General features: G+C 49.6%; 24 protein-coding genes. 13 read left to right on the forward strand and 11 right to left on the reverse strand.

Going from position 1 to position 25,816, the window contains the following annotated elements:
- The first annotated feature begins 27 nt into the window (after positions 1 to 27).
- Positions 28 to 834 carry a hypothetical protein gene (locus RYZ26_RS06630; protein ID WP_317682388.1) on the forward strand — a complete coding sequence of 269 codons (807 nt, stop codon included), beginning with the start codon at positions 28 to 30 and terminating at the stop codon, positions 832 to 834.
- A 69-nt stretch (positions 835 to 903) separates the two neighbouring features.
- Positions 904 to 1,881: a LysM peptidoglycan-binding domain-containing protein gene (locus tag RYZ26_RS06635; protein ID WP_317682389.1), complete on the forward strand. Its 978-nt coding sequence runs from the start codon at positions 904 to 906 to the stop codon at positions 1,879 to 1,881.
- 2 nt (positions 1,882 to 1,883) lie between these two features.
- Here the strand turns inward: RYZ26_RS06635 and RYZ26_RS06640 are convergent, their stop codons facing one another.
- Positions 1,884 to 2,741 (reverse strand): hypothetical protein, encoded by an 858-nt coding sequence (locus RYZ26_RS06640; RefSeq protein WP_317682390.1) that lies wholly within the window; start codon positions 2,739 to 2,741, stop codon positions 1,884 to 1,886.
- A 148-nt stretch (positions 2,742 to 2,889) separates the two neighbouring features.
- Between RYZ26_RS06640 and RYZ26_RS06645 the strand changes: the two genes are divergently transcribed.
- On the forward strand, positions 2,890 to 3,603 hold the full coding sequence (locus RYZ26_RS06645) for a phosphatidylserine decarboxylase (protein WP_317682391.1): 714 nt from the start codon (positions 2,890 to 2,892) through the stop codon (positions 3,601 to 3,603).
- 1 nt (position 3,604) lies between these two features.
- Complete coding sequence (gene pssA, locus RYZ26_RS06650; RefSeq protein ID WP_317682392.1) at positions 3,605 to 4,423, forward strand: CDP-diacylglycerol--serine O-phosphatidyltransferase; 819 nt, start codon at positions 3,605 to 3,607, stop codon at positions 4,421 to 4,423.
- 70 nt (positions 4,424 to 4,493) lie between these two features.
- Here the strand turns inward: pssA and RYZ26_RS06655 are convergent, their stop codons facing one another.
- Positions 4,494 to 4,910, reverse strand: a complete 417-nt coding sequence (locus RYZ26_RS06655; RefSeq protein ID WP_317682393.1) for a hypothetical protein — start codon at positions 4,908 to 4,910, stop codon at positions 4,494 to 4,496.
- Positions 4,911 to 5,099: 189 nt separating this feature from the next.
- On the opposite strand from RYZ26_RS06655, the gene RYZ26_RS06660 reads away from it, so the two are divergent.
- From RYZ26_RS06660 to pyrC, 4 genes are all read left to right on the forward strand, one after another.
- The gene (locus RYZ26_RS06660) at positions 5,100 to 5,816 is read left to right on the forward strand and encodes a response regulator (protein WP_317682394.1); all 717 of its coding nucleotides are present in this window, start codon (positions 5,100 to 5,102) and stop codon (positions 5,814 to 5,816) included.
- Positions 5,816 to 7,195 (forward strand): ATP-binding protein, encoded by a 1,380-nt coding sequence (locus tag RYZ26_RS06665; protein ID WP_317682395.1) that lies wholly within the window; start codon positions 5,816 to 5,818, stop codon positions 7,193 to 7,195. The genes RYZ26_RS06660 and RYZ26_RS06665 overlap by 1 nt, the downstream gene beginning before the upstream one ends.
- Positions 7,196 to 7,396: 201 nt before the next feature.
- Positions 7,397 to 8,869, forward strand: coding sequence for a hypothetical protein (locus RYZ26_RS06670; RefSeq protein ID WP_317682396.1), 1,473 nt, complete (start codon positions 7,397 to 7,399; stop codon positions 8,867 to 8,869).
- A gap of 248 nt (positions 8,870 to 9,117) precedes the next feature.
- Complete coding sequence (gene pyrC / locus RYZ26_RS06675) at positions 9,118 to 10,164, forward strand: dihydroorotase (protein WP_317682397.1); 1,047 nt, start codon at positions 9,118 to 9,120, stop codon at positions 10,162 to 10,164.
- A gap of 224 nt (positions 10,165 to 10,388) precedes the next feature.
- On the opposite strand, the gene RYZ26_RS06680 is transcribed toward pyrC, so the two are convergent.
- From RYZ26_RS06680 to RYZ26_RS06710, 7 genes are all read right to left on the reverse strand, one after another.
- On the reverse strand, positions 10,389 to 11,072 hold the full coding sequence (locus tag RYZ26_RS06680) for an orotate phosphoribosyltransferase (protein WP_317682398.1): 684 nt from the start codon (positions 11,070 to 11,072) through the stop codon (positions 10,389 to 10,391).
- 126 nt (positions 11,073 to 11,198) lie between these two features.
- Positions 11,199 to 12,599, reverse strand: a complete 1,401-nt coding sequence (locus RYZ26_RS06685) for a TRAP transporter large permease (protein ID WP_317682400.1) — start codon at positions 12,597 to 12,599, stop codon at positions 11,199 to 11,201.
- On the reverse strand, positions 12,599 to 13,240 hold the full coding sequence (locus RYZ26_RS06690; protein WP_317682401.1) for a TRAP transporter small permease: 642 nt from the start codon (positions 13,238 to 13,240) through the stop codon (positions 12,599 to 12,601). Before RYZ26_RS06690 ends, RYZ26_RS06685 begins: the two co-directional genes overlap by 1 nt.
- Before the next feature lie 117 nt (positions 13,241 to 13,357).
- Positions 13,358 to 14,344 carry a TRAP transporter substrate-binding protein gene (locus tag RYZ26_RS06695; RefSeq protein WP_317682402.1) on the reverse strand — a complete coding sequence of 329 codons (987 nt, stop codon included), beginning with the start codon at positions 14,342 to 14,344 and terminating at the stop codon, positions 13,358 to 13,360.
- A 385-nt stretch (positions 14,345 to 14,729) separates the two neighbouring features.
- Positions 14,730 to 16,103 (reverse strand): sigma-54-dependent transcriptional regulator, encoded by a 1,374-nt coding sequence (locus RYZ26_RS06700; RefSeq protein WP_317682403.1) that lies wholly within the window; start codon positions 16,101 to 16,103, stop codon positions 14,730 to 14,732.
- Entirely contained in the window at positions 16,096 to 18,018 is a 1,923-nt protein-coding gene (locus RYZ26_RS06705) for a sensor histidine kinase (protein WP_317682404.1), read from the reverse strand. Before RYZ26_RS06705 ends, RYZ26_RS06700 begins: the two co-directional genes overlap by 8 nt.
- Positions 18,011 to 18,799: a hypothetical protein gene (locus RYZ26_RS06710; RefSeq protein ID WP_317682405.1), complete on the reverse strand. Its 789-nt coding sequence runs from the start codon at positions 18,797 to 18,799 to the stop codon at positions 18,011 to 18,013. Before RYZ26_RS06710 ends, RYZ26_RS06705 begins: the two co-directional genes overlap by 8 nt.
- 114 nt (positions 18,800 to 18,913) lie before the next feature.
- On the opposite strand from RYZ26_RS06710, the gene RYZ26_RS06715 reads away from it, so the two are divergent.
- Together RYZ26_RS06715 and RYZ26_RS06720 are read left to right on the forward strand one after the other, a co-directional pair.
- Positions 18,914 to 19,882 (forward strand): mitochondrial fission ELM1 family protein, encoded by a 969-nt coding sequence (locus tag RYZ26_RS06715; RefSeq protein ID WP_317682406.1) that lies wholly within the window; start codon positions 18,914 to 18,916, stop codon positions 19,880 to 19,882.
- Positions 19,883 to 19,963: 81 nt separating this feature from the next.
- Positions 19,964 to 20,341, forward strand: a complete 378-nt coding sequence (locus tag RYZ26_RS06720; RefSeq protein ID WP_317682407.1) for a hypothetical protein — start codon at positions 19,964 to 19,966, stop codon at positions 20,339 to 20,341.
- Here the strand turns inward: RYZ26_RS06720 and RYZ26_RS06725 are convergent.
- Positions 20,338 to 21,747: an FAD-binding oxidoreductase gene (locus RYZ26_RS06725; RefSeq protein ID WP_317682408.1), complete on the reverse strand. Its 1,410-nt coding sequence runs from the start codon at positions 21,745 to 21,747 to the stop codon at positions 20,338 to 20,340. The two genes, RYZ26_RS06720 and RYZ26_RS06725, sit on opposite strands and share 4 nt — an antisense overlap.
- A 136-nt stretch (positions 21,748 to 21,883) precedes the next feature.
- Between RYZ26_RS06725 and gatC the strand changes: the two genes are divergently transcribed.
- Genes gatC through gatB form a run of 3 tightly spaced genes read left to right on the forward strand, consistent with a single transcriptional unit; the run spans position 21,884 to position 25,120 of the window.
- Positions 21,884 to 22,174 carry an Asp-tRNA(Asn)/Glu-tRNA(Gln) amidotransferase subunit GatC gene (gene gatC, locus RYZ26_RS06730; protein WP_317682409.1) on the forward strand — a complete coding sequence of 97 codons (291 nt, stop codon included), beginning with the start codon at positions 21,884 to 21,886 and terminating at the stop codon, positions 22,172 to 22,174.
- 2 nt (positions 22,175 to 22,176) lie between these two features.
- The gene (gene gatA / locus RYZ26_RS06735) at positions 22,177 to 23,655 is read left to right on the forward strand and encodes an Asp-tRNA(Asn)/Glu-tRNA(Gln) amidotransferase subunit GatA (protein ID WP_317682410.1); all 1,479 of its coding nucleotides are present in this window, start codon (positions 22,177 to 22,179) and stop codon (positions 23,653 to 23,655) included.
- Positions 23,656 to 23,662: 7 nt separating this feature from the next.
- Positions 23,663 to 25,120, forward strand: coding sequence for an Asp-tRNA(Asn)/Glu-tRNA(Gln) amidotransferase subunit GatB (gene gatB / locus RYZ26_RS06740; RefSeq protein ID WP_317682411.1), 1,458 nt, complete (start codon positions 23,663 to 23,665; stop codon positions 25,118 to 25,120).
- Positions 25,121 to 25,515: 395 nt separating this feature from the next.
- On the opposite strand, the gene RYZ26_RS06745 is transcribed toward gatB, so the two are convergent.
- The gene (locus tag RYZ26_RS06745) at positions 25,516 to 25,743 is read right to left on the reverse strand and encodes a pentapeptide repeat-containing protein (protein WP_317682412.1); all 228 of its coding nucleotides are present in this window, start codon (positions 25,741 to 25,743) and stop codon (positions 25,516 to 25,518) included.
- Between the last annotated feature and the right edge of the window lie 73 nt (positions 25,744 to 25,816).

The raw sequence follows: 25,816 nt of genomic DNA on the forward strand, positions 1-25,816 counted from the left end.
GTTGTATTAAGCATAGTTTTTCCGGCAATGACGATGCTGGGATGTGTGCCGTTGTTGCGTTGGGCCATCTCAAATGACAAAAGCGATTGCGTTGCCTCGCTTTCCGTAAGCTTTGCCTGTTTGATCGCAGGGGTGATTGCCTTTGGACGTCCGGGTGAACCGTTCCAGTTTGGTATGGCGGCTTATGTTTATGCGACGGCAGCGGCCAGTTTGCTGTGCTTGCTGTATGTCTTATGGATTGAAAATCTGATTGCCCGCATGGTGTTGGCGTTTGTGACGTTGGCTATCTGGTGTTGGATCATGATCGGCATGCCCATGGAGGTGGACATGCTGGTTAAATCAGCCATGGCTGGATATATCCTGTTGGTGATTGCGGGCGTTTTTATCTTTCGCACTCGCTATGAAGTCAGAAATGACGACTCTTTTGCCGGGGCGCTGGTTGCGCTGGCGGTGATTTCTTCTGTCCTGTGGCTTTACGGACAGGAAATGGAAGATGCTTCAGCAACTAATTTTGCATTGGCCCTGGGTGTGATCAGTCTGACGTCTTTGATCTGGACGGTGAAGAAATTCGGTTTTGCCTTTCAGGAAAATGCCGTTGTAATCTTAAGCATGTCCGTTGGCGGATTGATCTGGCATATGTGGCTGCATGGTCAGGTGCCGATTGTGGCGCTTCTGTGTCTGGTGCTGGTGTTATTTACACGATCGGCTGCGGTAAAAATGCTGGTGAATGCCCCTGTATGGCTGCAGAAGGGATATTATTTTGTTTTGTTCCTTCTGTGCCTGTTGCCAGCCCTTTTGAGCCTTGTGTTTTTTGATATCTTACGTAATTTATAGCCTTCTATAATTGCGCTGGCCTTAGAATAGGTCTAGGTTGTTATAAATAGACGGGAAATGGTGGAAATTATGCGTTCAGTTGTAATCATCGCGATCGGATTGGCAGCCCTTTTGGCAGCCGTCTTTCTGGCCTTGTTCTGGGAAGAAGAGGAAACGGTCGTAACACCAGCCCCTGTTGAAAAGGCAGAAGAAGCCAAACCAGCCCCAACACCCGTTAAAGAGCCGGAAAAGAAGGCTGAAAACGTTCGCCCCAGCTTTGATGTTGTGCGCATCAACCCTGAAGGCGATGCCGTTATTGCCGGACGTGCGACAGGTAAAGCTTCAGTTGCTGTCATCGATGGCGGTGATACGGTCCTTGGGACCATGCCAGCAGATGAACGTGGCGAATGGGTTTTCTTGCCATCAAGCCCCCTTGAACCGGGGGAGCGTGAATTAAGCCTGCGTGCCACCAATCCAGACGGATCCATCATGACATCCAAGGATGTGGTGATCTTGGTTGTGCCGGAACGTGACGGCGATGCACTGGCCATTACTATGTCTATTGACGGTAGCGGGGCGGCGCGTGCGTTACAGACACCGGGTGCTGAAGCTTTGGCTTTGTCTATCGATGCGGTGAATTATGATGACAAGGGCAACCTGTCTCTATCCGGCACGGCACCGGAAGGGGGCGCGGTGTTCCTGTATCTGGATAATGATTTCCTTGGCAACACAAGCGCGGATGAACGTGGCTCCTGGAGCCTGTCGCCGCAAAAAACGGTGGCACCGGGTGTCTATGAACTGCGTGCAGACCATGTGGATGAAAATCAAAAGGTTCTCAACCGGGTCAGCATTCCGTTCAAGCGTGCTGAAAATCTGTCCAACGTGCCGGATGATCGCAAGATTGTGGTTCAACCAGGTAATAGCCTGTGGCGCATTGCACGCCGGATTTACGGGACAGGTTTTGATTATGCGGTGATTTATCGTGCGAACGAAGACCAGATCAGCGATCCAAACCTGATCTATCCCGGTCAGGTGTTTGAACTCCCCGAAGGGATGAAGAAACCCTAATCTTATGTGGTGGGTTTCTTCTTAAAGACGACAGACTTCTTTTTCTGTTTTGGTTTCAGGCTGATTTTTGCCTTGGGCTTCATCACTACTTTGGCTTTGGCCTGTGCAGGCTTGGGTTCTGTTTGCACAGGGGCCTCAGCCTCTATCTCTGCCTGTGATTCTGTTTCAGGCGCAGGCCGTGGCTTTGGTTTCAGGACCGATCTGATCGGTGAAGGTTTTGCTTCCGGTTCTGCTTGCTCTTCCAGCACGGCTTCTGATGCAGGTTCAGGTTCCGGCGCTGCAACAGGTGTAGGTGCTGGTTTTACAGGCGCAGGTTTTGGTTCTTCCGGTTTCTTGAAAGATTTTGGTACCGTCTGTCTGCGATAATTTGTCGGGGCGGTAAATTTGGTTGCTTTTGCAGGCTGCAGGGATGTGACCAATTGCAGATAAGGTTTTAACTTCAGCAAAATCTTGGTGGTTTCAGCCAGAATGATCTTCGGCGACAGTGAACCTTTGATTTTTACTTCATCGATTAACAGGATGCGTTGCTGGTCGTCCACCCGGACCTTGCCATGGATCGCCCGACTGGCCCGTGTGACAACGGCCAGAATGTTGCCGCGCGCAAAAGCATTTCCATACGAAAAGGGCAAATGACCAATAATGCCATGGACGCGCAGCAGGGCTTCGGTGCCTTTTTGATCTGCATGGACTGCAAACCAGTAGCCTTCGTACTGTACGGTAAAATCAATGTCTGTCCGGCATACGGAATGGGCCAGTTCACCATCTGCGGTGTGAATCCGGTCTGTGATGGACAGGGCCTGCGTCTTGTTTGCCGTAAATTCGACGAGGCTTCTGGCTTTCGTTGGTGAATTTGTTTCCATGTTCAGCGAACTTGACCCTGTTTATTTCTCGTTTTTTAACAATCTATCATGGTCTTTCGCACAAACAAAAGGAAAAGCCGTCTTTACGCCATAGTCTTATCCTGTTACGAAGGGTGAAATTATTCATCTGATTAAATGGAAGAAGACCGTGCTTAAAGTAATCCTTGTGCCGATCAACCGCGAAGGTTGGCCCTTTATCGCTATTTTTGCGATCCTCACTCTGGCTTTGATGGCTGGGGCCTTCGCCTTGGAATGGTATAACGCTGTTCAGCCCATCGGCTGGGTCGGTGGCATTCTGACCGTCTGGTGTATCTGTTTCTTCCGTGACCCGCACCGCGTTACCCCGACTCGGGACGGTCTGGTTATTTCACCTGCTGATGGTGTGGTGCAATTGATCGACCGCGCAGCGCCGCCTGCGGAACTGGAAATGGGTGATGCAGAACGCACGCGCGTTTGTGTTTTTATGAACGTCTTTAATGTTCACGTTAATCGCTCTCCGCTTTCAGGCACCGTGAAAAAGGTGGCTTACCGTCCGGGTAAATTCCTCAACGCCTCCCTCGATAAAGCCAGTGTGGATAACGAACGGATGAGTGTTTCGCTTGAAACATCAGAAGGCACGGACATCGCTTTTGTTCAGATCGCTGGTCTGGTGGCCCGTCGTATCGTTTGCTGGACAAAAGAAGGCGATCAATTGAAGGTCGGGGAACGTTTTGGTATGATCCGTTTCGGCAGCCGTGTGGACGTCTATTTGCCTGAAGGTGTTGAACCTTTGGTCTGTCTGGGCCAAACCACAAAAGCGGCTGAAACTGTTTTGGCTGACCTTAAAGGCACAGAAGCTGTTCGCACAGGTGAAGTGAGATAACATGATTAAGAAGCGTCCCCGTTTGAAACGATTGCCGATCAATAAATTGATCCCAAATATGCTGACCATCACCGCGCTTTGTGCCGGGATGACAGCGATCAATTTTGCCTCGCGTGAAATGTGGGAAGCTTCGGTCTTTGCGATTGTGGTCGCGGCTGTGCTGGATGGTCTGGATGGCCGTGTGGCGCGCATGCTCAACGCCCAAAGCAAGTTTGGCGCGGAAATGGATTCCCTGTCCGACTTCATCAGCTTTGGCGTTGCCCCGCCCATGATCCTCTATTTCTGGACGCTGGAGAACGCAGGCCGTATCGGCTGGGTGTTCGTGCTGTTCTTCACTGTCTGTATGGCGTTGCGTCTGGCACGTTTCAACACAGCACTGGAAGATCCGGACAAACAACCGTGGGAAAATAACTTCTTCACGGGCGTTCCGGCCCCGGCTGGTGCCTTGTTGATCATGTATCCGCTGGTGCTATCCTTCATGTTCGGTGATGATTTCTTCAGAAACCCGGCCATGGCAGCGATCTTCCTGACAGCAATCGGTGGTCTGATGGTCAGCCGTTTCCCGACGTTCTCTTTCAAAAAGGTCAAAATCGCGCAAGCCTATGTGTTGCCTGTCATGATCGGGGTTGGAATGCTGGTTGCGTTCCTCGTCAGTGCGCCCTGGGCGATGCTGTCGGTGATTGGTGCGATTTATTTAAGTAGTATCCCCTTAAGCTTCCAATCCTATCGCAAATGGAAGCAACGTGCTGAAAACGGCGAGTTCGATGTGGAAGATGAAGACATCGACGTCCATAGCGACGAACAGGAAGAAGAAAAATAAAAAGAAGGCCCCAATCATCTGATCGGGGCCGTTAGTTTTACGGGAGGGGGCATGGTTATGAAGAGAGAATTTAGCGAAGCGGGCGATGCGCTCCGGTTTTGGGGTCAACCGTAAAGGTTTCCACCAATGAATTGTCTTTGGTGACCAGCTTGGCGATGATCTGTCCGGCTTCATCTGTGGTGATGTCACCGACTTTCAGGTTTTCGTTGCCCATCATGGCGATTTTGCCTTCGATGATGTCTTTGACGCGTTCTGGTGTCAGTTTCAGGTCATAGTTACCGTCTTTCATGAAACGGCCCATGTGACGACCGCCCATCATGCCAAAGCCCATGCCACCGTGGTGACCTTTCATCATCTGGCCTTTACCATAACCTTCACCATCTTTCTGGCACCAACCACGATCTGGCCCTTTGGCGAATGCAAGGGTGGTTGCACCAATAAGGGCGGCGGCACCGACGGCTGAAATAATGAGTGTTTTGCGTTTCATTTTAAGTCTCCTAACAGAATATAGCTGGCGAGTGCGTCGCCCGTTGATGAGACTATTTAGCGCTTGTTTTGTAACTCTGCGATGTCATGAAATCCGCAATTGGTGACATATTGTTTCTCTGCCTCAATCTGTTACAGTCTGTTACACGTTTGATCAGAAATTCCGCCGACGTTGGGGTATAGTCACCTTATGGATAAGCAAGCACATATATTGGTCGTTGATGATGATCGTGAAATCCGCGATCTCGTTGCGAAATTTTTGAAACAGCATAACCTGCGCGTCACCACCGCCTGCGATGGGCGGGAAATGAAACGCGCCATGGAAGACTGGGCGATTGATCTGGTGGTGCTGGATGTGATGATGCCCGGGGATGACGGTTTGACTTTGTGTCGTAACCTGCGCGCCAGTTCCAACATGCCTGTCATTATGTTGACAGCCATGGGTGAGGAAACGGACCGGATCATCGGTCTGGAAATGGGCGCAGATGATTATCTGGCAAAACCTTTTAACCCGCGTGAACTTCTTGCACGCATCAAGGCGGTGCTGCGCCGTATGAACATTCAGGATGCCGCCCCGGCTGCGTTGGATGGGGAAAGCTTTAAGTTCAACGGCTGGGAATTCCGTCCAGAACAACGTGAACTGCTCAATGACGAAGGTGTCATGGTGACGCTTAGCCGCGGTGAGTTTGAACTGCTCAATACCTTCGTGCGTCACCCAAACCGTGTTTTAAATCGTGATCAGTTGCTGGATATGGCACGTGGTCGCGAAGCCATTCCGTTTGATCGCGCCATTGACGTGCAGGTCAGTCGTCTGCGCAAGAAACTGAAGGATGACCCAAAAACACCTGCCTTGATCAAGACCATTCGAGGTGGGGGCTATATGTTTTCGGCCAAGGTGGAAAGCTGATGCGCTTTGTTCCCCAAACCATGCTGGGCAGGACCCTTGCCATTGTCATCGGCGGGATCATTCTGGTGCAGATTTTGGGCGGCATCCTCCATTACCGGGAATGGCGCAGCTTTACCGAAGATGCCGAACGCACCAAGATGATTGAACGTCTGGCGACTTACGTTCAATGGATGAATGCGGCATCCCCCGTGCAGCGCGAAGTCCTGTTGCGATCCAACCGTCTATATAAGATGCGCGCCTGGCAATCCAATCAGGCCGCGATTGAAGAACAGGATGACTGGTTCGGCATCGAAGCCTTCGTTCGAAATCGTCTGGCCGATACTTTGGGCGATCTGGATCATGACCGGGTGCGTGTGGATGAGATCAAACCGCGCCGCCACCATAAGGACGAACCGGACCGCTGGGATGACCGACGCGGGCGTCCCACGTTTGAAAAAAGCCGCTGGCGCCCGCGCCTGTTGGTCGCAGTGCAACTGGATGACGGCAAATGGCTGAATATGCAGTTGCCCTATCGGGGGTTGCGCGGACCGCATTTCTTCCCTTTTATTGGTCCCTTGCTGGGAATGACCGTAGTGGTTGCCATCATTGCAGTAGTCATTATGCGCCGCGCCAACAAGCCACTGGTGCGCATGGCAAAGGCCGCAGAACGTCTGGGCCGTGATGTAAACGCGCGTCCCATGCGTGAAGATGGCCCGCGCGAAGTGCGCGAAGCAGCGCGCGCCTTTAACGAAATGCAGACCCGCCTTCGCCGTTTCGTTCAGGACCGCACCCATATGCTGGCTGCGATCTCTCATGACTTGCGCACCCCTATTACCCGTATGAAACTGCGCGCAGAATTCGTTGAAGATGAGGTCGAACGCGAAAAAATGCTCGCCGATCTGGATGAGATGGAATCCATGATTGCTGCCACCATGTCCTTTGCGCGCGATGATGTGGCCAATGAACCCGTCAGCGACATTGATCTCGCCGCCCTTGTTGAAAGCCTGTGTGAAGATATGCGCGAAACGGGTGGGGATGTGACTTATGAAGGCTTGGAAGAACTGGCCTTTAAGGGACGTCCGGTGGGGTTGAAACGTGCGGCCGCCAACTTGATCGGCAATGCCTTGAAATATGGCACCTCCTGCACGGTGTCGCTGACTGTGGAGGATAAGCAAGCCGTCCTGTGCGTCAGTGATGATGGACCCGGCATCCCGGATGAACATCTGGAAGCGGTCTTCCGGCCCTTTAGACGGGTGGAAGGCTCGCGTAATAAGGAAACGGGCGGTGTTGGTCTGGGATTGGCTGTCGTGCGCTCTGTTGCCCATATTCACGGTGGGACGGCGGAGTTGATGAACCGGGATGAAGGTGGTTTGGAAGCGCGTCTCAGCCTTCCTATATAATCTGTCATCGCGCACTTGTTGCGCGATCTGCCTTTGAAGCAGAACTCAAGTGATTACAAATAGAAAATGCCTTATGCGCAGACCCCGCAACGCGTGCGGGGAGCAAGTTGAAGTAAATATACAGGATTACAATCTTTAGACTCGAAAGTTATTTATTTACACGCTACGATTTGATTTTTTTGATGGTGTGTGAGGTGAATAATGTCTGAGGAAAGGTCATTTGTTGAGGAGATGATTTCCCCTCTCGATTTAGAATTGGATACAAATAATTTTAGATTTGCAGGCAACGTTCGCTCATTGACGACTGAAGATTCAATAATCAGTTACTTGGTAAAGTATCAGGACGTTATTGGTCTTGCTCACCAAATTTCTCATTTCCAAGGTCTGATTCCGACTGAACGAATCTTGGTTTATAAGAATAAATCAGGAAAACATGTTGTTCTGGAGGGAAATCGAAGAGTTTGTGCTTGTAAGTTACTGTTAAAAAAAGGTCACTACGAAACCTTATATGATAACATTCCAGAAATTGACGTGGAAACGCGTAGCAGCCTTGAAAAAGTTGCAGTGTTGGTTGCTAGTTCTAAGGATGTGGGGGAGCCAATCGTTGCGTATCAGCACGTCGTTGCACTAAAAAAAGGTTGGTCGGATTTAAACTGTATGAGTTTTGTTACAAGTCGTGTGAAAGATGGAAAGAGTTACGCGCAGATTGCTCATGAGTTAAAAATGACTTCAAGAGAAGTTGAAAAATCGGCGCGAGGTTATAAGCTTTGCCAAAGGGCCATAGATCAAATCAATGACCCTGAAGCTCAAATGAGTTTATGGATGAATGACGATATTGATTTCTCTTTTTTCATCGACCTAATTTTGTCCAAGACGTTTGAGAAGCATTTTGCAGCACCAGTTTTTAATGAAGCAGGTAACTTAAATTTATTAGAGCTGCCTACATTAAACAATGATTTACTTAAGCTAGCTGAATTGATTTTAGTCAGTCAGTTGCCTAATCGCGAGCGAATTGATGTGTTACGACTAGGAAAGATCGGCTTGCTGCATCGCTATTTCCCTACAATCGAAAGTAATCTGCCTCTGTTGAATAATGTAAAAGAAACGAATAGGTCGGATGTTCAGGTTTCTACTTTTTCACATTCTTCAGAGGGGTTTCCAACAAGTTCAAATAATAATGATAATGTTCAGTCGCAAGCGTCTGGATCAGAAACACACTATGATGAAAGGCGGACGCCAATTCGAACGCAAAAGTTTTTTGAGTTTTTTGAATATCGTGGCAAAGACGCTAGATTAGCACAATTGGCAAAAGAGCTGCGAGATATCAACTGGAAAAAATATAAAATCTCTGCTTCATTTCTGATGAGAGCACTATTGGAATGGGTATTTGTAAGTTCTTTTGAAAAAGCGCAGCTAGGAAATAAAGCATTAGATCCACTGGGGAAAAAACCTGGCTTGGAGAAAATTCTTGATGTAGCAAGACGGCATTCCCAAAAATTGCAGCTTGATGAAAAGTGTTTAACCAAAATTGAGAAAATTAGTGATAATTGGTTGGATGATCTAAATTGTAATGTTCACAACGACTTTGGTAATAGTAGTGAGAATAGGCTTCAAGACATAGCCAGCGATATAAGACCATTGGCAGAGAGATTAATCCTTCAATGGAATTTGTGATATTCAGATCAATTTGAAAAAAGAGCAGAGTGTGGGCCGGAAGTGCGGTTGAGTTTGCCTTTGTAAAAGGGCGTTATCCCGCGCTTGTTGCGGGAGAATGGGGAAGGGTCACGTTCCTGCTTTTACCCATTATGCCGCAACGGGTGCGGCATGACGATTATTGGGAAAATCGACATTACCCCTTCCACAGCTCACCAACATTTTGTAAGTTGCCTGAAACAATCCACCTTATAGGCAAAGGCAGCACCATGACCGAGAATACACTGACAATCCGTCGCCCCGATGACTGGCATGTTCATTTCCGCGATGGGGAGATGCTGAAGGCTGTGGCACCGCATACGGCTGTACAGTTTGGCCGCGCGATCGTGATGCCAAACCTGGTGCCGCCTGTAACGACTGTGGATGCGGCCGCTGCCTATCGTGACCGGATCAAGGCAGCGTTGCCGGACCATCCGGACTTTCAGCCCTTGATGACCTGCTATCTGACCGATCAGGCTGATGCAGCCGAGATTGCCAAGGGTTATGAAGAAGGCGTTTTTTCAGCCGTTAAATTCTATCCGGCAGGGGCGACGACCAATTCTGATAGTGGCGTTACAGATATCAAAAATGTGTCTTCCGTCTTTGCAAAAATGCAGGAAATCGGCATGCCTTTGCTGGTGCATGGTGAAGTAACGGACCCGACCACCGATATCTTTGATCGTGAAGCGCTTTATATCGAGCGTATCTTAAAGCCGATCATGAATGATTTTCCCAAGTTGAAGATCGTGATGGAACATATTACCACCAAGGATGCGGTTGATTTTGTGCGCTCCCAAGCTGATAGTGGGCGACTGGCCGCGACCATCACGCCACACCATCTGGTGATCAATCGTACGGACATCTTTAAAGGGGGGATTAATCCGCACCTTTATTGTTTGCCTATTGCCAAGCGTGAAGTTCACCGCCTTGCACTGCGTGATGCGGCCACATCTGGCGAAGCGCAGTTCTTCTTGGGTACTGATACCGCCCCACATGCGCGTCACGCCAAGGAAAGTGCTTGTGGCTGCGCCGGGATTTTCAGCGCCCTGACCGCGCTTGAGATTTACACACAAGTCTTTGATGAAGAAGGCGCGCTGGACAAGCTGGAAGCCTTTGCGTCGCTCAATGGCCCGAACTTCTATGGTTTGCCTGTGGCAGAAGAAACCGTGACGCTGGAACGTAAAACATGGTCACCTGAAGAAAATATCACTACTGAAAGCGGTGACCCTGTGCGCATCTTTGGCGGTGGGGAAGAGATCAACTGGAAGCTTGTTTGATTTTCTATTTAACCCGTCATTCCCGCGAAAGCGGGAACCTAGGGAAACGGGTATTCAGGTAAGACTGGGTCCCCGTTTACCTGTCGGTGGCCTTCGGCTCGCGGGGATGACAGTGTTTTTTGTGCTTACGGCATCAGCATGGGGACCACGAAATAGCCGACGGCTATGAGGACGCAAATTTTTACGCCGATCCAGAAGGCTATTTTCTTGGGTCCCTGCATGGCTTATTCGCCGCCGTTTTGTTTTGACCAGCCGATTGGGTCTTCCAGGAAGGAACGCACGCCGTCCAGTTTCTCCTGGCTGAAATACTGGCCTTTTTCGGCAACGGCCATGACGTCCCACCAGTTACAGAGGTAGTGTAGCTTCACACCGGACTGTTCCAGTGTTTCAAGCGCGCCCGGGATCACACCGTAGAAGAAGACAACAAACGCATCGTCACATTGTGCGCCTGCATTGCGCAGCGCATTGACGAAGTTCAGTTTAGAACCACCGTCTGTTGCCAGGTCTTCCACCAGAAGAACGCGTTTACCTTCTTCCATGTGACCTTCGATCTGGGCGTTACGGCCGAAACCTTTTGGTTTTTTACGAACATAGAGCATGGAGGCTTCCAGCTGATCCGCCATCCAAGCCGCGTATGGAATACCGGCTGTTTCGCCACCGGCAACATAGTCAAAGACTTCAAAGCCTGCATCTTGTTGCAGCATGTCTTTGGCCAGGTTCATCACCGTGCGACGCGCGCGGTTGAAAGAGATCAGTTTGCGGCAATCAATGTAAACCGGGCTGGCTTTGCCGGAGGTCAGGATATAAGGCTCTTCCGGGCGGAAGTTGATGGCTTCGATTTCCAACAAGATTTTGGCGACGGTTTCACCAGCTTTTTTATGTTCCGGGCTGCGCAACACAGTGCTCATGGCTCATATATCCTTAGAGAATTTGCAATATGCCTCTTTCTAGAATCAAATTCCTGGAATGGCAACAAAAGAAAGGGCTGTACCCATGGGATACAGCCCTTAATTTCAGATCCTACAAGCGTGTGATTATTTGTAGCCACGCATGTTATCGATGAATTCCGGCAGGAAGAGTGAAATCTGCGGAATGTAAGTGATCAGGATCAGGAAGAACAGCAGCAGGGACAGCCAAGGCAGTGCAGCCTTTACAGCCCAACCGATGGAATGCCCGGTGATCCCGGCGGTTACGAACAGGTTCAGACCAACTGGCGGTGTGATCATACCGATTTCCATGTTCACCACCATGATGATCCCCAGGTGTACTGGATCGATACCCAGTTGCATCGCAATCGGGAACAGGATTGGTGCCATGATCAGGATGATCGCGGATGGTTCCATGAAGTTACCGGCAGCCAGCAAAAGCAGGTTCACAACAATCAGGAAGCCCCACCATGGCAGACCCAGATCAACGATGTAGCCAGCAATGGTGTGCGGGATACGTTCTGTTGTCAGTACGTGGGCAAACAGCATGGCGTTTGCGATGATGAACAACAGCATCAGGGAGACTTTGGTCGCATCCAGCAGTACTTTGCGCACGTCCGGGTCGTTGATACAACGCGGAATGGCGATCAGTGACTGTGTAATAGCGCGGGCAACGATGGAACCAGCATTTTCACCTGCGTTCGCCCATGCTTTTTCTTTCAGCGGACCCATGTCACGATAGACAAAGACGGACACGAAGAAGGCATAGACAGCAGATACAGCTGCGGCTTCGGTAGGCGAAGCAATCCCGCCGTAGATGGACCCAAGGACAATCACGATCAGCATGATGCCGCCCATGGCGCTCATCATAGACTTGAACAGCTCGACAACGCCCGGGAATGGCTCAGACGGCAGGTTCATAACGCGCGCTGCGATATAGATGGCAACCATCAGGATCAGACCCATCATGATACCTGGGACGAAACCAGCCATGAACATTTTGGATGCAGATACTTCGGTCGCAGCAGAATATACCAGCATTACGATAGAAGGTGGGATCAGGATACCCAATGTGCCTGCGTTGGCGATGACACCCGCACCGAATTTTTCAGGATAACCGGACTTCACCATACCAGCGATAACGATAGAACCGATCGCAGCCACAGTTGCAGGGCTTGAACCCGATACGGCGGCAAACAGCATACAGGCGAGAACCGATGCCATGGCCAGACCACCTTTAATGTGGCCCACAACCGCAATGGCAAAGCGGATCAGTCGTTTCGCCACCCCACCTGTTGAAAGGAAGGCAGAGGACAGAATGAAGAACGGGATCGCAAGCAGGGTATAGTGTTCAGACAGCGCTTCAAACAGCTTCAAGGCGATAGAAGCAATGGAGTCACTTGAGAACAGCAGAATGGTACTTACAGATGAAAGCCCCAGAGCAATCGCAATCGGCATACCTAGGAACATGCAGCCGAACAGGGCGATGAAAAGAAAAGCAATGGTCATTATTTGGTATCCACTTCTTCGCTGAGGTCAACGCTTTCGGCATCAATGCCTTGTTCTTCAAGTGCTTCTTTACCTTCATCGGCCATGTGCATCTCCATCCACTCACGGGTGATGAGTTTTTTGAGAACTTCCAGGAAACGGTAGGTCAAAAGAATAAAGCCGATCAGAAGCGGGCCGTGGGCAATCCACATGGGCAGAAGCGGTTCTTCCTCGTCAATTTTGAAGACATCCCACATCATGTTTTCAGGGATCAGCGCCATGAAAATACCGGGAGTTGGCGTATCTTCCATAGCGAGACCGACAGCATAAACTTTAGCAAGATAAACCCAGGCACCAAACAGAATGAGTGCGCAATAAACAAGGCAGAGTAGAACTGCAACAATACTGAAAATACGTTTCATTTCTGGGTTCAGCAGGCGGATGACTGCGTCCACACCAATGTGTGCGCCAACCTTTACCCCATATGAAACACCGAATAATACGAACCAGGCAGAAGTGTGTAGTGTGACTTCCTGTGCCCAGTGAATGCCAGTATTGAAACCGAAGCGTAAAACCACCTCGATAAATACGAGAAGGGTCATGGTCACAAGCAGAAAGCTCAAGACCCCTTCTTCAAATTGGCGACCAATTTTTGCAACCATCACATTGCCCCGATTTTATGGTACGAAATAGACTTAATGAAAGTATTTGATATGAAAGACCCCTCAAGAATTCTGGTTCAAGAAGACTTGAGGGGTTTTCATGGTTAAGCAGACAGCTTAGTTATTGGCAGCAATCGCTGCGTCCAGGAGGTCTTTACCAACCGCCTTTTCGAATTTAGCCCATACAGGCTTCATAGCATCAACCCATTGCTGACGCTCAGCATCAGTCAGGTCGAGAACTTTAGAGCGGCCAGACTCTTCGATCGCTTTGCGGTCGCCAGTGGCTTTTTCAGCAGCAATTGCGTTACCGTGCGCGATGGCTTCGTCCATAGCTTTCTTGACTTCACCGCGGATGTCGTCAGGCAGGCCATCCCAGAATTCAGCAGAAGTTACAACCAGGTAGTCCAGCAGACCATGGTCAGATGCTGTGATGTATTCCTGTACTTCGAAGAATTTTTTGGAGTAGATGTTGGACCAGGTGTTTTCCTGACCGTCGATGGCTTTTGTTTGCAGCAGTGTAAATACTTCTGAGAAAGGCCTCTTCAGGGGAACTGCGTTTACAGCTTCGAACTGAGCAGACAGTACGTCAGAAGACATGATACGGAATTTCAGGCCGTTTGCATCAGCAGGTACTTTCAAAGGCTTGGAAGCAGAGATTTGCTTCATACCGTTGTGCAGGTAACCCAGACCAACAATACCTTTGCGCTTCATAGAACCAAGAAGCTTCTGACCAGCAGGGCCGTTTTGGAATTTCTCAGCAGCTGCCATGTCTTTAAACAGGAAGGGCAGATCGAACAGTTGCAGTTTCTTTGTGTATTTTTTGAATTTAGACAAAGAAGGTGCAGCGATTTGAACGTCGCCCAGCAGCATAGCTTCAAGAACTTTGTTATCCCCGTAAAGCTGAGAGCTTGGGTAAACTTCTACTTTTACCTTGCCGCCCAGACGCTCTGCAACGAGGTCGCGGAATTTGTTAGCCATTTGGCCTTTAGGTGTGTTTTCAGCAACAACGTGTGAAAACTTGATTACGATCGGATCAGCAGCTTGTGCAGCTGTTGCAGTCATCATAGCAGCAGCCATGAAAAGGCCAGCGGTAAACTTACGCATAAGGAAATATCCTCCCAATTAATAAAAATACAAGCGACGGCGTGATGGGTATCCGTTTCTAGGGACAGATCAGGAAACCCAATCTCCCAGTGCCGCCGCTTGCGAAGTCAAACTTTAAGCAAAGAAAGTAAGATTAAGATTCCAAATTGGGGCGCCCGCTTGAACCATAAAAACTGGAAAATGGCGTAAAAACAGGGATGTGCAGCGCAATATTAGACATTTTCTTGCGCTTTGAGATTTACGTGTGCGTGTTTCCGCCAAAGGCCCAAAATAGCGTTGGCGGAAATCCGCCAATCTTATTGTTCGGCATTCGAACATATGGTCAAGCTATGCAAAAAATGCATATCAGAAATGAGCGATTCGCAGCGGTGGTAAGACCAATTAATCAGGCTTTTGCGATAAAATCGCCGCGATCAAGACCGTATTTTTTCATCTTGTCGCTGAGAGTCTTTCTGGGGATACCTAGGATTTCAAGTGCGTCCTTGATGCTGCCAGACGTTTGTTCCAGGGCTTGCATGATCAGACCTTTTTCAAAGGCCTCGACTTTTTCCGGCAGGTTTTGGGCAGTATCGTCAAAGGGCTGAGCCTGTGTCATATCCGATTGCAGTGGATTTTGACCGTCGCTCAAGATAAAGCGTTCGGCTGAATTTTTAAGTTCACGCACATTGCCCGGCCAGTTGTGGGACATGAGCGATTCAGTTTGCACTGATCTGATCTCCGGCATGGGCCGGCCAAATTTTTCTGAGGCTTCCATAGCGAAATGCTGGAACAGGGCCGGGATATCTTCTTTCCAGGTACGTAAAGGCGGGGTCGGGATCATGACGACGCTGAGGCGGTAATATAGGTCTTCGCGGAAGTTACCTTTATCCACTTCGTTTAACAGGTCCGCTTTGGTAGATGCAATGATGCGCAGTTTCAGGGGCAGAACCTGATTGGACCCCAATCGTTCAATGGATCGTTCTTGCAGGACGCGCAAGAGCTTGACCTGCATGGCAAGGGGCAAGGTTTCTATCTCATCAAGAAATAAAGTGCCGCCGGATGAATATTCGATCTTGCCGATGCGTCGGGTGTTGTTGCCGGGGAAAGCACCGGGTTCATAACCGAAGAGTTCACTTTCAAACAGGTTTTCCGGCATAGCCCCACAGTTCACCGCGACGAAATGGCCATTGTGATGGGCACTGTTTTCATGGAGGCAGCGCGCAACCATTTCCTTGCCCGTTCCTGTTTCCCCTGCAATCAAAACGTCGGTGTTGGTGTTGGCGATATTGCTGATCAGGTTGCGCAGATGATCTACCGGCTTGGATTTCCCCAAAATGCCCGACGCCATGTCACCCTGGTTTTTTAGTTTTTCGCGCAGTTCCCGGTTTTCTTTTAACAGAGACAGCTTTTCCATGGCACGCGATGCCACGTCGGTCAGCAGTTCGGACGGAAATGGCTTTTCAATAAAATCATAGGCCCCATCGCGCATGGCCTGAACTGCCATGGTCACATCACCATGCCCTGTAATCAGGATAATGGGCAGGCCTTTGTCGATTTTGTGTGCGGCAGCCATAAAGCTGAGGCCATCCATGCCGGGCATTTTGATGTCGGTGATGACAATACCGGGCCAGCCCTGTTCGATTTGTTTCAGCGCATCTTCGGCATTTTCCAGACAGACGACGTCAAAGCCATCCAGTTCCAGCGTTTGTTTTGCGGACAGGCGGATATGCATTTCATCATCGATGAAAAGAACCGGGCCTTTATACTGATAGTCAACCATGGGGTGCCTGCAATAGTTCGATGGTAAAGACGGCCCCGCCGTCCGTGTGATTGTGCGCTTTTAACACGCCGCCGAAATCCTGTATGATCCGGGAGGAAATTGATAACCCCAATCCCAATCCTTTGCCAACTTCTTTTGTGGTGAAGAAGGGATCGAAGATGCGGGTTAGTTCCTTATCTTCAAAACCTGGGCCGTTGTCGCGGATTTGCAGGGTTACCCGGCTGCGGTTGATCTGTGTGGAAATCCAGATCTCCGGCGCATCCTGATCGGCCATGGCATCAAGGGCGTTTCTTAGGATATTGATCAGGACCTGTTCAAGGCGGATGGCTTCGCCCAGCACCATCAGATCTTCATCATCCAATGTGTTGTGGATGGTGACCTTGTCCAGCTTGGCACTGCTGGACATGAGGTTCAGGGTTTCACTGACCACCTTGGAAATGCTGATCGGTTCTTTTTCGGACGGCGTTTTGCGAGAAAAGACTTTCAATTGACCTGAAATTTTACCCAGACGTGCGCACAGGCTGGAGATTTGTTCCAGATTGGAATTTACATCGTCCATGCGCTTGCGATCCAGCAGGATTTTTGCGTTGTCTGCGTAGGATCGAATAGCGGTCAGGGGCTGGTTCATTTCATGGGTGATGCCCGCTGCCATCTGCCCCAGGGCAGCCAGCTTTCCAGCTTGCACCAGTTCATCTTGCGCCATATGCAGGTCTTCTTCTGCCTTTAAGCGTTCAACAATTTCTTCTTCCAGACGCGTGTTGGCTTCACTTAAAGCTTTTGTGCGCCGTTCTACACGACGTTCCAGTTCAACGGCGGCTTCTTCCAGTGTCTTTTGATGCTGTGCCTGAAACGCCAGGCGGTTGTTGATCATGTTGCGGCGTTGCAGGAAGTATAAGAATGTCAGAATTGCGATCAGCCAGGCAAAGGCACCGATAATCATACTGTCGATGACATCCTCGCGCAGTCGTGATTCCCGAAAGACATAATGAATTTTCCAGTCCGTACCCAACACATTACGGCTTCTGATATAGACATCTTCCCAATTGGGGGCATTGGCAACACGTCCTTGTGGATGGCGGATAGAGATGCGTTTGGTATGATCATCAATAATGCGTTCCCGTCCTGCTTCAATCGCAACAAGCGGCGCATCATCATATTGTCGCGACATTTTCAACAGTTGCAGTTTTTGCTTGGGGATCGGCTTGAAGGTGCGGAATTTCCAGTCTTCTGTACTGGAAATAATGATCACACCATTATCATCGGTGACCACTACTTCCTCCTTGGCGTTGGACCAGGATTTTTCCAGTCGGGCCACGCTGACTTTTACAACCACAACACCATCGATCCGCTCTTCACTACCCATGGGATAAGACAGGAAATATCCTGGGATTTTAGATGTGGTACCAAGGGCGAAGTAATGCCCGATCTTGCCTTCCATAGCGCGTTGGAAATAGGGGCGAAAGCGAAAATTCTTTCCAACAAAGGACGCTTCTTCATCCCAGTTACTGGCGGCCAACGTAATGCCGCTTGGTGACATCACATAGACAGCGGATACTTCAGCGGTTTCACGAATGGCACTGAGGTGGCGATTGGCGCGGTCAATCTGATCAGGCCTTGGGTCGTGATAGAAAAGCGATTGCAAAATCGGATCACGCGCAAGGATGGTGGGCAGATATTCATACTTTTCCAACTCACTGACGATGTTGGAGGAATAAAGGTTCATGCGGGCATCCAGTTGCTGACGCAGATTGTTCAGCCCTGTTTCATGGGTCCAGGTTGCAAGTGCCCAAAGTGATAGCGGCATGGCTATGGAGATCAGCAAAACCAGCGTTAGGCGGACAGATTTTTTTTGCAGCAGGTCTTCGCGCCCTTCGATGGCAACGCTTTGATTAATTTGAAAGGATTGATCACTCATAATTAAAGACCGGGGCGATGTAGTTTTGTTGCATCAACTCGTTGCTGAGAAGCTGACGGCTGTTTAACATTTGCTGGTCCTGCATTCTTGAATAAGCCTTGTTCAGGCTGTTCATTTCTTCAAACTTGCTTTTGTCCAGCCAGATCACAAGTGGACGCACCAGCAAGGGGATAAAGTTCCATTGCTCTTTGGTTTCCAGTTTTTCAAAGTACCAGTTGTAATCTTCGGACCCCCATAGAAATTCAGCCCGTTCATTGCCCAGCATGTTGGTTGCCATGAAAATGCCGTTGGCGCGATGCAGTCTGATGTCGCCATCTTTTTCCCATTGATCAAGGTCCGGGATAAAAAGATAAGGCGATTGCATCCCGTCAACCACGATCAGGGATTGGCCTTTGATATCATCGGCAATTTGGGGGATTTCATTTAACGGGCGGGCAGAAAATAATCCCGCTGCCCAAGGCGACGCCCATTGGCTTGGGGTGCAGCATTCTTTCAATAAGTTGGTCTTGATCCCAATAACGCCATCGATTTCGCCTGCGTTCAGTTTTTCAAAGGCGCGCTTGTAGGGGATCAATTCCATGCGACAATCAATCCCGGCCATGCGGCACATCATCTTAACCGTTTCTCCCATGGTGCCGGAATAGCTGCCCGTGGCCGTATGATGAATTAATGGAGGGAAGGATAGGGTGGCAAGGCGCAGGGTGGTGGTATCTGCACGCGTTTCGTGGGACGAAAGAAAGAGGCAGAAGGAAAAAACAAAGATAAAGAGACGACGTAACACCGGGTATTGACCTTTTTATATGTGCAGCTTCAATGCTTTGACATCAATGATATATGGGCAAATGATTAAAACTGTGTAATAGAATAGCCTATATTTAGGGATTTGGGGTGAAATATGACAGATACACCTGAAATTTGGGTTCTGTGTGATGACCGCGCGGGCAACGTCGGGCAATCTCTTGGCGTGGCCGAAGCGCTGGATTTGCCATTTGTGCGCAAGGATATCGCCTATACAAGTTTTGCCAAACTGCCAAATTTCATGTTGGGGGCCAGTCTGAGTGCGGTGACCAGCGAAACCAAACAGGCGATCAAAGCTCCTTGGCCGGATTTAGTGATTAGCGCGGGCAGACGGACCGCTCCCGTTGCGCGCTATATCAAACAGAAAAGTGGTCGTAAAACCAAACTGGTGCAGGTGATGCATCCCGGGACCAGTGGTGCTTTGGATTTTGACCTGATCTGCGTGCCTGCCCATGACAATAAAAAGCTGCAGCCCAATGAAATGGCAATGATTGGCGCCCCACATCGGGTGGGACCTGAAAAACTATCTGAGGCCAGAACCCATTGGGAGGAAACGTTTAAACCTTTGGGGGATAATCTGATTGCCCTGATCGTTGGCGGGGCGACCAAGGATAAGGAATTCAACAAAGAGATGGCTGTCGCACTGGGCCAGACAGTCAATAAACTGGCTGAAGAGCAAGGTGCGGGATTGCTGGTCACGACGTCTCGACGCACCGGGAATATAGCGGATGATCTGATGAAAGAGATCAAGGTACCTGCTCATACCTTTAAATGGGGGGATGCGGGGGAGAACCCTTATTTTGGCTATCTCGCCTGTGCGGATCACATCATCGTAACAGGTGATAGCGTGTCTATGTGTTCTGAAGCGTGTGCAACTGAAAAGCCTGTTTATATTTATGCGCCGGACATGATGATTTCGGCTAAACACAGCCGGATGGTTCAAAGTTTGTGTGATGGCGGTTATGCTGAAATTTTTGCGGGTAAATTATCAAGCGGTAAAAGGTTAAGGTTGAATTCAGCCGTAGATATTGCAAAAAAAATCAAAATCATGTTGCATCTGGACTAGGAAAACTCAATCTCTGCTTTACGGTTTTAGGCATAAAACATACATTATCAGGAATAAGCAAGATAACTGAGGCACGGGAAATTGAGTACAGGTACCGTTGATTTTGACTGCAAAGGCCCTTTTGATGAGGTCACCGCAAAAGGTGTGCTGGAAGGTGACGCCTTCATCAAAGTGTATCATCGCCTGTTTGAAAGCCGCAAGAATTCCGCAAGTGTCTTTATCCTGGTGAATATCCTGGAATTCCAAAACCAGCTATCTGTTGAAAGCTTCGCCCAAATCCTGCACGAAGCTGATGAAAGCCACATTTGTCATATTAATATGGTGGTTGTCACCCTGGATCCGGCCCGCCCTCTGATTGGGGAAATGCTGGAAGCGCTTTCGACAAACTTTATCGTAAATATCAAAATTACCTTCACCGATGATCTTGAAAAAGGACGTGACCTTGTGCAGGGGCGTTAACCCACAACCTTGCCCGGGTTCAGGATATTGTTGGGATCAAGTGCCTGTTTGATCTGGCGCATCATGTCTAGTTCTGGACCTGCGCGAAATGTTTCCATCTCTTTGGTTTTTAACAGGCCGATACCGTGTTCGGCGCTGAAAGACCCGTCATATTTTTCTGCCATTTCGTGGACGATCTCGTTGAAGTCTTTGGTATGGGCAAGGAAGGCGTCTTTGTCCATATCCACGGGCTGACTGATGTTGAAATGAATATTGCCATCGCCCAGGTGCCCAAATGTACAAAGCCGGGCCTGTGGCATGATGTTGGAAATCATGTGGGATGTTTCATTCATGAAGTCAGCGACTTTGGAAACAGGGACGGACACATCATGTTTGACCGATCCGCCTTCATGTTTTTGTGCTTCTGACATATTTTCGCGCAAGCTCCAGAAGTTTTCCGCCTGGATCAGGGTTTCAGCAATCAGCACGTCATGCAGAATGTCGCGCTCCAAAAGCTGATTGAGTTGTTCTTCCATGCTTTCACGCAGATTTGTGTTGGAGCGCGGGGTGGAGACTTCGATCAGTCCGTACCACGGATAGGTTTGTGCAAATGGATCGCGCATGCCATGGATATGTTTGCAGACGGTTTCCAGCCCAAAACGCGGCAGTATTTCAAAGGCACTCAGGTCACCAGCAAAACAGTCACGCAACTGAGAAAAGCCATCCATCAGGTGGGCCACACTTTCTGCCCCGACAAAACAGGTCACTGTTTCTTTGGGCAAAGGATAGAGTTTCAGGGTCGCTGAGGTGATGATCCCAAGCGTACCTTCTGCCCCGATGAACATATGTTTCAGATCATATCCGGTATTGTCTTTACGCAGGCCCCGCAGGCCGTTCCAGACCTGACCATCGGCCAAAACAGCTTCCAGCCCGAGGGTGAGTTCGCGCGCATTACCATATCGCAAGACTTGCACGCCGCCCGCATTGGTGGACAGGTTCCCGCCAATCTGACAAGTGCCTTCGGAGGCAAGCGATAGCGGGAAAAGAAAACCAGCTTTTCGTGCAGCGATCTGAATGTCCTGCAAGATACATCCGGCCTCCACCGTGATGGTTGCATTCATTGGATCAATGGACCGGATTTTATTAAGTCGTGACAGGTTTAACAGCACGCCGCCATTGGGCACAGCCCCGCCGCAATGTCCGGTATTGCCCCCTTGCGGGACAACGGGGATATTTTCGTCATTACAGATGGCAAGGACTTCTGAAACTTCCTGCACGCTGGCAGGTTTGATCAGCACATCACACTGGCCTTTAAAACGTCCACGGCTTTCTTCCAGATAGGGCGCAATCGCGTTTTGGTCGGTTATAAATCCTTTATCGCCAACGATGGATTTGAGCGTTTGCAGATTTGCAGCGGAAAAGGGCATGTTCAGGCCTTGGTTATTCGAATCTTTTTGTACACTACCTCTTGTTTCAGAGGCTTTCCAGTGCTACTTTCCGCACCGCATTTATTCACATTTTTTGTAAGGCCCTTTTGATGGGCTCATGAAGGACGAAATCGTCATGTCTGCATTAGACAAAGATACGGTCAAGAAGATCGCTTTTCTTGCTCGCATTGAGGTTCCAGAAGAAAAACTGGATCCTATCGCAAAAGATCTCTCCAGCATTCTGGATTGGGTAGAACAACTTTCAGAAGTCAACACCGATGGTGTGGAAGAAATGACTTCTGTCGCTGATATGGCTTTGCACTTGCGCAAAGACGTTGTCACCAGTGGTGACCAGCCGGATCTTGTCTTGCAGAACGCACCGGATCAAGCCGATCACTGTTATTTGGTCCCGAAGGTGGTGGAATAATCATGACAAAACTGACAAATATGACACTGGCCTCCGCGCGTGATGGCCTGAAAGCGGGCGAGTTCACAGCTGTTGAACTGACCCAAGCACACATCGATGCCATGGAAGCCAACAAAGATCTGAACGCTTTCATCACCGATACGCCTGAACTGGCGTTGGAAAGTGCCAAAGCATCTGACGAAAAAATCAAATCCGGTGAAGCGGGTAACATGGAAGGTCTGCCGATTGGTATGAAAGACCTGTTCTGTACCGAAGGCGTGCGCACAACGGCAGCATCCCGCATTCTGGACAATTTCATTCCGCCTTATGAATCCACTGTTTCAAATAACCTGAAACAAGCGGGTGCGGTCATGCTGGGTAAAACCAACCTGGATGAATTCGCCATGGGATCGGCCAACATCACATCCAATTTCGGTTCGGTTAAAAACCCCTGGAGCCAGGATGCAGGTAAAGACCTGGTTCCTGGTGGATCAAGTGGTGGTTCTGCTGCTGCTGTTGCAGGTGAGCTTTGCTTGGCTGCGACGGGTACGGATACAGGTGGTTCCATCCGCCAGCCAGCCTCTTTCACAGGGATCGTTGGTCTGAAGCCGACATATGGTCGTTGTTCACGTTGGGGTATTGTTGCTTTTGCGTCATCCCTTGACCAGGCTGGCCCCATGACCAAGACCGTACAGGACAGCGCCATTATGCTGCAGTCCATGGTCGGGTTTGACCAAAAAGATTCCACATCTGCCCCCATCGATGTGCCAAACTTTGAAGCCGCCCTCACTGGTGACATCAAGGGCCTGCGCGTTGGTATCCCGAAAGAATATCGCATGGACGGTATGTCGGATGAGATCGCCAAGCTGTGGGATGACGGCGCGGCCATGTTGAAAGATGCAGGTGCTGAAATCGTTGATGTTTCTCTGCCGCATACAAAATATGCACTGGCGACTTACTATATCGTTGCGCCTGCTGAGGCTTCTGCCAATCTGGCGCGCTATGACGGTGTACGTTATGGCCACCGTGCAGAGGGCGAGCTGGAAAGCCTGGATGATCTTTACTGCAAAACACGCGGTGAAGGCTTCGGTGATGAAGTCCAACGCCGTATCATGATCGGCGCCTACGTGCTGTCTGCGGGTTACTACGATGCCTATTATGCGAAAGCACAGAAGGTTCGCACATTGATCGCGCAGGATTTCAAAAACGCTTACGAAACATGCGACGTGATCCTGACACCGACCTGCCCATCTGCGGCCTTTGGTCTGGGTGAAAAACAGGATGACCCACTGACCATGTATCTGAACGACGTTTTCACCGTCCCGACCTCCCTTGCTGGTCTGCCGGGGATTTCAGTCCCAACGGGTCTGTCCAAGGATGGTCTGCCGCTGGGTCTGCAATTGATCGGGCGTGCGTTTGACGAAGAAACACTGTTGCGCACCGCAGGTGTTCTGGAAACAGCCGCTGGCTTTACAGCGAAACCTGCGATGTTGGGAGCGTAAGAAGAATATGAGTTACATTATCAAAGGTGAAACAGCCGACTGGGAAGTTGTGATCGGTCTGGAAGTCCACTGTCAGGTGATTTCCAACGCCAAGCTGTTCTCTGGTGCCTCCACCAAATTCGGGGCGGAACCAAACCACAACGTCGCTTTCCTGGATGCCGGGATGCCGGGCATGCTGCCTGTGATCAACGAAAAATGTATCGAACAGGCTGTTCGGACTGGTCTGGGGCTGAAAGCTCAGATCAACAATACGTCTGTTTTCTCCCGTAAGAACTATTTCTACGCGGATTTGCCACTGGGCTATCAGATTTCACAGTTTGACAAGCCGATCGTGGGCGAAGGCACCATGATCCTTGACCTTGAAGGCGGCAAAACCAAAGAAGTACGTATCGAACGTCTGCATATGGAAATCGATGCGGGTAAATCCCAGCATGACCAGCATCCAACCAAGTCCTTCATCGACTTGAACCGTGCCGGTGTGTGTCTGATGGAAATCGTATCGCACGCCGATATGCGCAGCCCGGAAGAAGCAGGTGCGTACGTTCGCAAATTGCGTTCTATCGTTCGTTACCTCGGGACTTGTGACGGCAACATGGACGAAGGCTCCATGCGTTGTGACGTAAACGTTTCTGTTCGTAAAGTGGGTGAAACACACCTGCGTACACGTACTGAATCCAAAAACGTAAACTCCGTTCGTTTCGTCATGCAGGCGATTGAAGCCGAAGCAGCGCGTCAGGTTGAAGTCTATGAAGAAGGCGGCGAAGTTATTCAGCAAACCCGCCTGTTCGACCCGACCAAAGGCGAGACACGCCCGATGCGTTCCAAGGAAGAAGCCCACGATTACCGCTACTTCCCGGACCCGGACCTGCTGCCGTTGACCATTTCGGACGAATATATCGAAAATATCCGTGCAACCCTGCCAGAACTGCCGGATGAGAAGAAAGAGCGTTTCATCAACGATCTTGGTCTGTCTGCTTATGATGCTTCCGTTCTGGTCGCCGAAAAAGAAAAAGCGGATTTTTACGAAGAAGTTGCCAAGGGCCGTGATGGCAAACTGGCCGCAAACTGGGTGATCACCAACCTGTTTGGCGCGCTCAACAAGCTGGGTAAAGGCATTGAAGACAGCCCGGTAAGTGCTGAAAACCTCGGTAAGCTGGTTGGTTTGATCTCAGATGACACGATTTCCGGTCGTATTGCTAAAGATGTTTTTGAGATCATGATCGAAACAGGCGATGACCCTGAAAAGATCGTGGAAGAAAAAGGCCTCAAGCAGATCACCGATACAGGTGCCATCGAAGCTGCCATCGAAGAGATTATCGCGGCCAACCAAGACAAGGTTGAACAAATCCGCGCTGGTAAAGACAAAATGCTCGGCTGGTTCGTCGGTCAGGTCATGAAAGCCACGCAAGGTAAAGCCAACCCGGGCGTGGTTAACAAACTGCTCCGTGATAAAATCATGGGGTAGGGTGTTGACACACTGCTAGATAAAAAGGGCGTTCTCTTAAGTGGGGACGCCCTTTTTTGTGCTGCCCCCCATATCGTCATTCCCGCGAATGCGGGAACCCAGAAGAACGGTTGAAACAGAAAACTGGGTCCCCGTTTTACCTGTCGGTGGCCTCTGGCTCACGGGGATGACGGAATGGGACGTACTACCATATTCACCAAACACATCTCTCTTTATCCCTCATTTTCGTCATCGCGCACCCGTTGCGCGATAATGGGCAAGGGCAAGTGCTCTGCATTCACCCCTGATGCCGCAACACATGCGGCATGACGATGAGGAGAGCCATCAACGGCGTTTTTATGAATATTTTAAACTGCTAATAGGCTAAAGTTTAATTAAATTGTTAAGTTAAATAGTTAGGTGGATTTAGCAGCTACTGTCTTTATTTCATAATCAAAAGGTAATGTAGGTTCTTCACCCTCCCATGCCCACGCTTCATTAAGTTGTTCTTTATCTAGGTTAAGTGCATTTTTTAATTCGCACCCTGAAATATTGGAATGACTAAAATTTACATTTGTCAAGTTACTAGCAGCAAAGGTTGAGCCACTAAGGTTAGTGTTACTGAGATTAGGTTCTGTTGACAAAGTGCTTTACCCAAACCCGAATTGATGTGACCTGAACGAAGCCGAGAAAGCTTAACATCGTTTTGTCATATCG

The sequence above is a fragment of the Terasakiella sediminum genome (genome assembly GCF_033100395.1).
Classification (GTDB): domain Bacteria; phylum Pseudomonadota; class Alphaproteobacteria; order Rhodospirillales; family Terasakiellaceae; genus Terasakiella.

Excerpts from the sequence above, each read along its gene's own strand:
- RYZ26_RS06630 (WP_317682388.1), top strand. The coding sequence starts at position 28 with ATGACGATGCTGGGATGTGTGCCGTTGTTGCGTTGGGCCATCTCAAAT.
- RYZ26_RS06635 (WP_317682389.1), top strand. The coding sequence starts at position 904 with ATGCGTTCAGTTGTAATCATCGCGATCGGATTGGCAGCCCTTTTGGCA.
- RYZ26_RS06640 (WP_317682390.1), bottom strand. The coding sequence starts at position 2,741 with ATGGAAACAAATTCACCAACGAAAGCCAGAAGCCTCGTCGAATTTACG.
- pssA (WP_317682392.1), top strand. The coding sequence starts at position 3,605 with ATGATTAAGAAGCGTCCCCGTTTGAAACGATTGCCGATCAATAAATTG.
- RYZ26_RS06655 (WP_317682393.1), bottom strand. The coding sequence starts at position 4,910 with ATGAAACGCAAAACACTCATTATTTCAGCCGTCGGTGCCGCCGCCCTT.
- RYZ26_RS06660 (WP_317682394.1), top strand. The coding sequence starts at position 5,100 with ATGGATAAGCAAGCACATATATTGGTCGTTGATGATGATCGTGAAATC.
- RYZ26_RS06665 (WP_317682395.1), top strand. The coding sequence starts at position 5,816 with ATGCGCTTTGTTCCCCAAACCATGCTGGGCAGGACCCTTGCCATTGTC.
- RYZ26_RS06670 (WP_317682396.1), top strand. The coding sequence starts at position 7,397 with ATGTCTGAGGAAAGGTCATTTGTTGAGGAGATGATTTCCCCTCTCGAT.
- pyrC (WP_317682397.1), top strand. The coding sequence starts at position 9,118 with ATGACCGAGAATACACTGACAATCCGTCGCCCCGATGACTGGCATGTT.
- RYZ26_RS06680 (WP_317682398.1), bottom strand. The coding sequence starts at position 11,072 with ATGAGCACTGTGTTGCGCAGCCCGGAACATAAAAAAGCTGGTGAAACC.
- RYZ26_RS06685 (WP_317682400.1), bottom strand. The coding sequence starts at position 12,599 with ATGACCATTGCTTTTCTTTTCATCGCCCTGTTCGGCTGCATGTTCCTA.
- RYZ26_RS06690 (WP_317682401.1), bottom strand. The coding sequence starts at position 13,240 with ATGGTTGCAAAAATTGGTCGCCAATTTGAAGAAGGGGTCTTGAGCTTT.
- RYZ26_RS06695 (WP_317682402.1), bottom strand. The coding sequence starts at position 14,344 with ATGCGTAAGTTTACCGCTGGCCTTTTCATGGCTGCTGCTATGATGACT.
- RYZ26_RS06700 (WP_317682403.1), bottom strand. The coding sequence starts at position 16,103 with ATGGTTGACTATCAGTATAAAGGCCCGGTTCTTTTCATCGATGATGAA.
- RYZ26_RS06705 (WP_317682404.1), bottom strand. The coding sequence starts at position 18,018 with ATGAGTGATCAATCCTTTCAAATTAATCAAAGCGTTGCCATCGAAGGG.
- RYZ26_RS06715 (WP_317682406.1), top strand. The coding sequence starts at position 18,914 with ATGACAGATACACCTGAAATTTGGGTTCTGTGTGATGACCGCGCGGGC.
- RYZ26_RS06725 (WP_317682408.1), bottom strand. The coding sequence starts at position 21,747 with ATGCCCTTTTCCGCTGCAAATCTGCAAACGCTCAAATCCATCGTTGGC.
- gatC (WP_317682409.1), top strand. The coding sequence starts at position 21,884 with ATGTCTGCATTAGACAAAGATACGGTCAAGAAGATCGCTTTTCTTGCT.
- gatA (WP_317682410.1), top strand. The coding sequence starts at position 22,177 with ATGACAAAACTGACAAATATGACACTGGCCTCCGCGCGTGATGGCCTG.
- gatB (WP_317682411.1), top strand. The coding sequence starts at position 23,663 with ATGAGTTACATTATCAAAGGTGAAACAGCCGACTGGGAAGTTGTGATC.